Source organism: Acidiluteibacter ferrifornacis (assembly GCF_009909615.1).
GTDB classification, from domain to species: domain Bacteria; phylum Bacteroidota; class Bacteroidia; order Flavobacteriales_E; family Vicingaceae; genus Acidiluteibacter; species Acidiluteibacter ferrifornacis.
Genome location: NZ_WWNE01000004.1, coordinates 298,890 through 307,115, shown reverse-complemented (window position 1 = coordinate 307,115; position 8,226 = coordinate 298,890). Strand labels below are relative to the sequence as shown.

General features: G+C 36.2%; 9 protein-coding genes. 6 read left to right on the top strand and 3 right to left on the bottom strand.

Annotated elements, in window-relative coordinates; all coding sequences use genetic code 11:
- Together GQN54_RS04325 and GQN54_RS04320 are read right to left on the bottom strand one after the other, a co-directional pair.
- On the bottom strand, positions 1-1,043 hold a 1,043-nt coding region (locus tag GQN54_RS04325; RefSeq protein ID WP_394350973.1), incomplete at its 3' end, for a hypothetical protein.
- A 4-nt stretch (positions 1,044-1,047) separates the two neighbouring features.
- Positions 1,048-1,281 carry a hypothetical protein gene (locus tag GQN54_RS04320; RefSeq protein WP_160632279.1) on the bottom strand — a complete coding sequence of 78 codons (234 nt, stop codon included), beginning with the start codon at positions 1,279-1,281 and terminating at the stop codon, positions 1,048-1,050.
- A 458-nt stretch (positions 1,282-1,739) separates the two neighbouring features.
- Between GQN54_RS04320 and GQN54_RS04315 the strand changes: the two genes are divergently transcribed.
- From GQN54_RS04315 to GQN54_RS04290, 6 genes are all read left to right on the top strand, one after another.
- The gene (locus tag GQN54_RS04315; protein ID WP_160632278.1) at positions 1,740-2,480 is read left to right on the top strand and encodes an electron transfer flavoprotein subunit beta/FixA family protein; all 741 of its coding nucleotides are present in this window, start codon (positions 1,740-1,742) and stop codon (positions 2,478-2,480) included.
- Positions 2,481-2,491: 11 nt separating this feature from the next.
- Positions 2,492-3,457, top strand: coding sequence for an electron transfer flavoprotein subunit alpha/FixB family protein (locus GQN54_RS04310; protein WP_160632277.1), 966 nt, complete (start codon positions 2,492-2,494; stop codon positions 3,455-3,457).
- A 96-nt stretch (positions 3,458-3,553) separates the two neighbouring features.
- Positions 3,554-4,168, top strand: coding sequence for a bifunctional nuclease family protein (locus GQN54_RS04305; RefSeq protein WP_160632276.1), 615 nt, complete (start codon positions 3,554-3,556; stop codon positions 4,166-4,168).
- Positions 4,169-4,175: 7 nt separating this feature from the next.
- Entirely contained in the window at positions 4,176-5,882 is a 1,707-nt protein-coding gene (locus GQN54_RS04300) for a NupC/NupG family nucleoside CNT transporter (RefSeq protein ID WP_235932962.1), read from the top strand.
- 95 nt (positions 5,883-5,977) lie between these two features.
- Entirely contained in the window at positions 5,978-6,772 is a 795-nt protein-coding gene (locus GQN54_RS04295; protein ID WP_160632275.1) for a thymidylate synthase, read from the top strand.
- A gap of 116 nt (positions 6,773-6,888) precedes the next feature.
- Complete coding sequence (locus GQN54_RS04290; protein WP_160632274.1) at positions 6,889-7,380, top strand: dihydrofolate reductase; 492 nt, start codon at positions 6,889-6,891, stop codon at positions 7,378-7,380.
- Positions 7,381-7,468: 88 nt separating this feature from the next.
- Here the strand turns inward: GQN54_RS04290 and GQN54_RS04285 are convergent, their stop codons facing one another.
- On the bottom strand, positions 7,469-8,218 hold the full coding sequence (locus GQN54_RS04285; protein ID WP_160632273.1) for a LytR/AlgR family response regulator transcription factor: 750 nt from the start codon (positions 8,216-8,218) through the stop codon (positions 7,469-7,471).
- Between the last annotated feature and the right edge of the window lie 8 nt (positions 8,219-8,226).

Sequence of the window (8,226 nt, the reverse complement as noted above, 5' to 3'; positions counted from 1 at the left end):
GTTTTATACTTTTGATTCCCAAAGAAGACCGTGTCCGTTTGTGAAGAAATATCTGTTGAAACTATTATTGTATCACCAACTACAGTTCCATTCGTAATTGGGTCATAAATATTTTGACTCACAAAGCTCCATTTGTAATGGGCATTGGAATCTATCGCCAATACAATGCCATTGGCGACATTTTGCCCATCTCGGATTATGGTATCGTTCAGTAAGAATAGAGTGTCTGTGTCGAAATAGCTGTAAAAATAATAATTACCTAGCCGATCAATACTTGATTTTAAATTGGACAAACTGTTTTGATAGTCTTTAAATGGCAGTCTTTTTGAAGAGATATAATCTCCATTTTGAGTGAACTTTGTATCGTACCAAGAATCGTCAATAGTATCGGATTTAAAAATTATCTGACTTCTGCAAGACACGAATGTGTAATGGAGGTTGTTTTGATGATCTAAATAAAGATTCCCGTTAAAAGCACAAACTACATTATTTGACAAAACAGAATCAAACCCAAATGGCCTGTGCCACAGCAACTTTCCAGAAGAATCTAATTTAGCAATAAAAGTTGTTAGACTGTCATTTGAAATTCTTTTTTTGTTAAAAGTATGTGGCAATCGAAAGGAATTATAGCTTAACCTGCCAGCGATATAAGTATTACCAATTTTATCAGTTATTGAAGCATAGATAACATCAGGGTTTCCACTTCCAGCATATTCGCTCCATAGATTTTTACCAGATGGGCTGTATTTGGCTACCCAAATATCTTCCTTACCGTAGTTGTGAAGAATAGGGAAAAAATTACTATCGTAGAGCACATTTCCTGCACTGTCGCGCTGGTAAATGTCTGTTATAGTTCCTGCAATGTAGATATTCCCCCATTGATCCGTTTGTAGACTTTTCACTGTCTCTACTGGGGGATTTTTGTCACCACCGTAATTTTTAGCCCACTGCCAACCGCCTTGGGCGGTGGCTATAGTAGGCAATAAAAAAATTAATAATAATTGGAAGTTTATTCTTGTAATGTATTTTTTGAGATTTTTCATGGGTCTAGTATTTGGAATAATTGCCCCAAACAACATCTAAAAAATTACCACTTGGCAAAAAGCTTTGTGCATTGGTAACATTCCAGTTATAAAACATTCCATTACTGACAACCGCATTGTAAAAATCAGCTTCTTCTGCACATACTGTTGTTGGTCCGTGAACAACTTGTATCCTTTGTGCAAATGTAATAATTGAAATCATTGAAAATAAAAATAGTAAAACTGACAGCTTTTTCATTTGACTTAAAATTAAGAGGTTAGTTGTTCTAAAATTAAATCAAACTTTAATACAAACCAAGACAGTTGTTTAAAAAAATAATCATTTCTAATCTTTTGTTAGTAAAACCCTTATAAAATCAGAGTTTTTACCATAGAGTAATTTTAATAATGAGTTAAAAAAATATAAATTAACGATACATTTAATGCCGATTACTCATTTTAAGAAAGAATCGTCCGGTTTTAAAAAAAATCTAAAAATAAAATTTCTTTTTCTTCTCTCTTTCCAATTTCAAAAAATCCGATATTATATGCACTTAAAATTTATTATGCGCGAATAGTATTTTTATTTCTTTCTTTTTTAAATTAGTTTTGTGACAAGAATAATCAATTGAGTTCAAGTTTGGTTTGAATCAAAAACAAATAACTACATTGATTGTCTTATTAAAAAAGAATAAATCACTCAATAACAATAAGAAGATGAAAATATTAGTATGTATAAGTAAGGCTCCGGATACTACGGCAAAGATCGCTTTCACTGACAACAATACAGCATTTGATACTAATGGCGTTCAATTCATAGTAAATCCTTACGATGAATGGTATGCATTGGTGAGAGGCTTGGAATTGAAAGAACAAAACGGTGGAAGCGTAACTGTTGTTAATGTAGGATTGGCTGAAAACGAACCAATCATCAGAAAAGCATTGGCGATTGGTGCAGACGAAGCAGTTAGAATCAATGTAAATCCAACTGACGCATTACAAACTGCTAAAGAAATTGTAGCATTCGCAAAAGCAGAAGGATTTGACATGGTACTTTTAGGAAAAGAAACGATTGATTACAATGGTTCTCAATTGGGTGGTATGATTGCTGAATTAATGGACATGCCTTATGTTTCTTTGGCTTCTAAATTAGAAATGGAAGGAACTACCGCAACTATTCATAGAGATATACAAGGTGGAACAGAAGTAGTTGAAGTAACTGCTCCATTTGTAATTAGTGCTGCAAAAGGAATGGCTGAAGCTAGAATTCCTAATATGAGAGGAATTATGGCTGCGAGAACAAAGCCTTTGAAAGTAGTGGAAGGATCAGGTGCTAATGCATCTACCACCATCGCCAATTATGAGTTACCTCCTGCAAAAGGAGAATGTCATTACATCGATGCTGATAACGCAGCTGAATTAATTGAATTGCTTCACAACGAAGCCAAAGTAATCTAAAAGAAAAATATATGTCTGTTTTAATATACGCAAACACTGCAAACGGAAAAATACATAAGTCAGCTTTTGAGGCAGTGGCTTATGGTAGTAAAATTGCAGCTGACTTAGGAACCAATGCTACTGCAATTGTAATTGGTGCTTGCTCTGACGCTGAATCATTAGGCGAATTCGGAGCTACAAAAATCCTTCATGCTAACGATTCAAAATTCAATGATTTTGACCCTTCTATCTACACACAAGTGGTAGTAAAAGGTGCTGAAGCAGAAGGTGCTGATGTCATTATTTTCTCTCACGACTTTTCAGGAAAGTCTATCGCACCAAGAGTGGCGGCGAAATTAGATGCTGGATTAGTTAGTGGAGCAGTAGATTATCCATCTACAGCAAACGGATTTACTGTTAAGAAAGCAGTATTCTCTGGAAAAGCTTTTGCCAACATTACCATCAATACGGATAAAAAAGTGATTTCTTTATTGCCTAACTCAGTAGATAAATCAGCAAAAGGTGGATCTGCATCTGTAGAGACTTTTAGCCCCGAAGTAGGTGCTGCAACTGTAAAAGTTAAAGAAGTAATTAAGGAATCGGCTGATCTTCCATTAACAGAAGCAGAAAAAGTAGTTTCTGCAGGTAGAGGATTGAAAGGTCCTGAGAACTGGGGAATGATTGAAGATTTAGCGAAGGAATTGGGAGCTGCTACAGCTTGCTCTAGACCAGTAGCTGATATGGATTGGAGACCTCACCACGAACACGTTGGTCAAACTGGTGTAGCTATTCGTCCGAACTTATATATTGCTGTTGGAATTTCGGGAGCTATTCAGCATTTAGCAGGAGTAAACCAAAGTAAGACCATTGTAGTAATCAACAATGACCCAGAAGCACCATTCTTTAAATCAGCAAATTATGGTATAGTGGGAGACGCATTTGAAGTAATTCCAAAATTGGTTGAAGCGGCTAAAGCGTTTAACGCTTCAAATCACTAATTTTACAGCCTATTTTAATATCAATAAATGGGAAGATAATTTTTGTCTTCCCATTTATTAATTTATATCTTTAGTGAAGGATTAGCTATGGGCAGAATGGAGAAAATACGGTTAGATATTATAGGATTATCTTATAGCCAAACCCAATCAGGGGCATATGCACTGGTACTTGGAGAGCAAGAAGGGAAACGAAGATTGCCAATTATTATTGGAGGTTTCGAAGCCCAAGCCATTGCCATAGAGTTGGAAGACATGACTCCTACTCGACCGCTTACCCACGACCTATTTAAGAATTTTGCAGATGTTTTTGGCATTTCAATTAAAGAAATCATTATCTACAACCTAGTAGAGGGCGTATTCTATGCTAAATTAATCTGCGACAAAGATGGAAAAGAAGTAGAAATAGACACTCGCACTTCTGATGCAGTAGCATTGGCTGTTCGTTTCAAATGCCCTATTTACACATTTGAATTTATTCTAGCATCGGCAGGTATTGTTTTGGACGATGAGAACACTGAAGGATCTACTACCTCAATTTCTCCAGAGAAAGATACAACACCTACCCCACCAAAAAAGAAAAAATCTTCATTGGCTGATTTTAGTATCAAAGAATTGAACAGCAAACTAGAGAAAGCGATAGAGAATGAAAATTATGAACTCGCTTCTCGTATTCGTGATGAAATCACCAAACGAAATAGCTCCACTAATTAAATAGATTTTGAAGATATCAAACGCTTTTAAGTGGCTTTTGCTACTTCCATTATTTCTGACTTTTGCATGCGGTGATTCCAATGCACCTAAAGCAACTACTTCTTCTGAAGGGTTATCACTCTGGATTTCTTCAACAGGGACCAATTTTGACTCACTAAAGGTAGATCAACGAAAAGAATTGACAGCATATAAATCTGGCACGGGATACCCAGGAAAATGGAATATTCTTGACGGAAACATTGTAATCAATCAATCAACCTTAGTATCTACTGATAGCAATGGAGTTGATTCTTTCCAATTAAAACCAACTACATATAGAGTAGTAGAATTGGAAAACAATGCCATCGAATTGATCCACAAAGGAAATTCTGAAAAGTATCAATTGTTCAACAGCAACTACAAAATCAAACCTTCAGAAGGCTTGACGATAGAATCATTATTGAGAGGAGTCGTAGGAATGATTGTTTTGTTACTTCTAGCATTCCTCTTCAGCGTTAATAGAAAAGCAATTTCTTGGAGTTTAGTAAGCAAAGGAATCGGACTACAGATTATATTCGCAATACTGGTTTTAAAAGTTCCTTTTGTAGCTAAAGCATTCGATATTGCCAGTGGATTCTTTGTAAAAATAATCTCCTTTACGAGTGAAGGAACGAACTTCTTATTTAGCTCATTCATCACTGAAAAAATTGAAATTGGTTTTATCAATTTCGCTATTCAAGTACTTCCAACAATAATTTTCTTCTCGGCATTAACAAGCTTACTATATTATTGGGGAATTCTTCAAAAAGTGGTTTATGCTTTTGCATGGGTGATGAAAAAACTAATGAAATTATCTGGTGCAGAAAGTTTAGCAGCAGCCGGAAACATCTTTTTAGGCCAAACTGAATCTCCTCTTTTAGTAAAACCTTACCTCAGCAAAATGACCAACTCTGAAATCATGAGTTTGATGTCTGGTGGAATGGCCACCATAGCAGGTGGGGTTTTAGCCGCATATATTGGTTTCTTGGGAGGAGATGATCCTGTTCAACAAATCTACTTTGCTAAGCACTTATTGGCTGCGTCTGTAATGTCAGCACCTGCAGCTATAGTCGCTGCCAAAATATTAGTTCCTGAAACAGAGGAGATAAATTCAACGATGGAAATCAGTAGCGATAAAATTGGCGGAAATGCTTTAGAAGCGATTGCAAATGGCACTACCGATGGGATAAAATTAGCTGTGAATGTAGGAGCAATGCTATTAGTTTTCATCGCTTTTATTACAATGGGTAACTATTTACTGTGTGATATTATTGGACATTACACCGGCCTAAATGAAATCATAGCCTCAAGTACCTCCTTCAGAGGCTTGACTTTTGAATTTCTAATTGGATATTCTTTCGCACCCATTGCATACTTAATGGGGGTTGCCAAAGAAGACATGGTATTAGTGGGACAGTTATTGGGTGAAAAAACAATCTTAAATGAGTTCGTAGCATACGTGTCATTAGGAAAAATGAAAGCTGCTCAATTATTCGCTGAGGAAAAGTCGATTACAATGGCAACTTATATTCTTTGTGGTTTTGCCAATTTCGCAAGTATTGGAATTCAGATTGGTGGAATTGGCGCATTGGCTCCAAATAAAAAAGGAATTTTATCAAAATTTGGAATTAGAGCTTTGATTGGAGGTACATTAGCTTCATTGTTTACTGCAGTAATAGTTGGTGTAATTCTATAAACCTCTCCCATTCTCATACGAGAGAATAAGACTAAAAATAAATGGCATTTCGTTGTTCGATTGTTTAAATTTGGCCAACGTCAAATCCATTTATCATGCAGCAATATCACGAACTACTTCAACACATTTTAGATCACGGTACGCAAAAAGGAGATCGGACTGGAACAGGTACGATTAGTGTATTTGGCCACCAATCTCGTTATGATTTGTCAGCTGGCTTTCCTCTAGTGACTACAAAGAAGGTGCATTTGCGTTCTATTATTCATGAGCTACTGTGGTTTCTTTCTGGTGATACCAACATCAAATATTTGAAAGATAATGGGGTTAGTATCTGGGATGAATGGGCAGATGAAGATGGCAACTTAGGACCCGTTTATGGCTACCAATGGCGTTCATGGCCGACAGCTAATGGGCGGCACATTGATCAAATTGTCGATATTATCAATCAAATAAAAAACACACCTGACTCTAGAAGAATTATTGTGAATGCATGGAACGTTGCAGAAATCGAAAATATGGCACTCCCTCCTTGTCATGCTTTTTTTCAGTTTTATGTCGCGGATGGCAAATTAAGTTGCCAATTATATCAGCGCAGTGCTGACACCTTTTTAGGCGTTCCTTTCAATATTGCCTCCTATGCTTTGTTGACAATGATGGTCGCTCAGGTTTGTAATTTAAAACCCGGAGATTTTGTGCATACTCTTGGTGACGCGCATTTATATTCTAATCATATTGATCAAGCCAAATTGCAATTGAGCCGAGAAATTCGTCCATTGCCGACAATGAAAATCAACCCTGATGTGACGGATTTATTTGATTTCAAGTTCGAAGATTTTGAATTATTGAATTATGATCCACACCCACATATTAAAGCAGCGGTAGCAGTATAATTAATTTCTTACGGAATAAATCAACCCAACTAACGAATACACATTACTTAAACAATTTTTTGATAGATGCTCAACCTTAGTAAGGCTGAGCGGAGTCGAAGCCTAGACATTACACTATGAAAATCTCTTTAATTGCAGCAGCTACAGAAAACAATGTAATCGGACGTGACAATGATTTGCCATGGTCGCTGCCAGACGATATGCGCTTTTTTGTAAGAACCACTAAAGGACATCATGTTTTAACTGGTAGAAAAAACCTAGAGTCTTTTGGAAAACTTTTACCCAATAGAGTCAACATTGTTGTTACAAGAGATACCGATTATGAATTTGAAGGCGCTGTGATTGTTCACAATTTAGAAGAAGGTATTCGAATTGCTGACAGAAATCGAGAAGAAGAATTGATGATAATTGGAGGCGGCGAAATCTATAAGCAAGCTCTTCCTATGGCAGATCGCATTTATTTGACTAGAATCCATACCGAATTAGAAGGGGATACTTTTTTTCCTGAATTCAGTTTAAATGAATGGCAATTAATTGATTCTGAAAAGCATGAAGCAGATGAAAAGCATGCGTATGCATTTACTTTTGAAACGTATGAGCGGAAGTAAGCCACTTAGGCCTTCCCCAAATACTGACTAATTGATTTAAAATAGCTTAAGTACTCTTTCTTATTTTTTGATTTTTAAATTCGATAAGCTACACTATCTTCCACATCTCTTCTAGGCGATTTTTTATTTCAACTTTATGAGCTCTGCTTATTGGCACTTTATCGTTGTTGCTTAATACAAGCGCCCCTCCATCGGTGCGCTGCAACTCCACCACCTTTTCTAAATTAATCATATAGCTCTGATGAACGCGCATAAAAGAAGCGCTTTCCAGCAATCTTTCAAATGACTTCAAGGACTTTGACACGAGTAATGGCTTACCTGTTTCTAATATAATTTCTGTATAATTATTATTCGCTCTCAGAAAAACGATTTGCTCTAAAGAGACAAACAAAGTTCCCTTACTCGTTGGAATTCCTATTCGTTCATCCTCTCCTTTTCTCCCTTTTTTAGTATTGACATAATCAGGACAAAGTTGCCTCTTAAATAAGGTTCGAATGTCTTTAACACATTTTTCAAGTGCTATAGGATCTATTGGCTTTACTAAATATTCAAACACCCTAGCTTCTTCACCAGGTATTTCACACGATTGATTTTCAAGTGTTAGTAGAACGACATAGAATTTCTTTTTAGACGCTTTCAAATCTAATAAGGCACCTGACGATTGTAGTATTTCTTCATCTAGGAAAATTAAATCGGGATCTGAGTTTTGAATAATTTTTAACCCTTCGAAGGGGTTGTCCGTAACACCAACAATATTAACATTGGTGCAAAATAAACGCAGGAGTTTGGATAACGACTCACGAGTCTCCTTCTCGTTTTCTATTATTATTACATTCATGGGGTGGG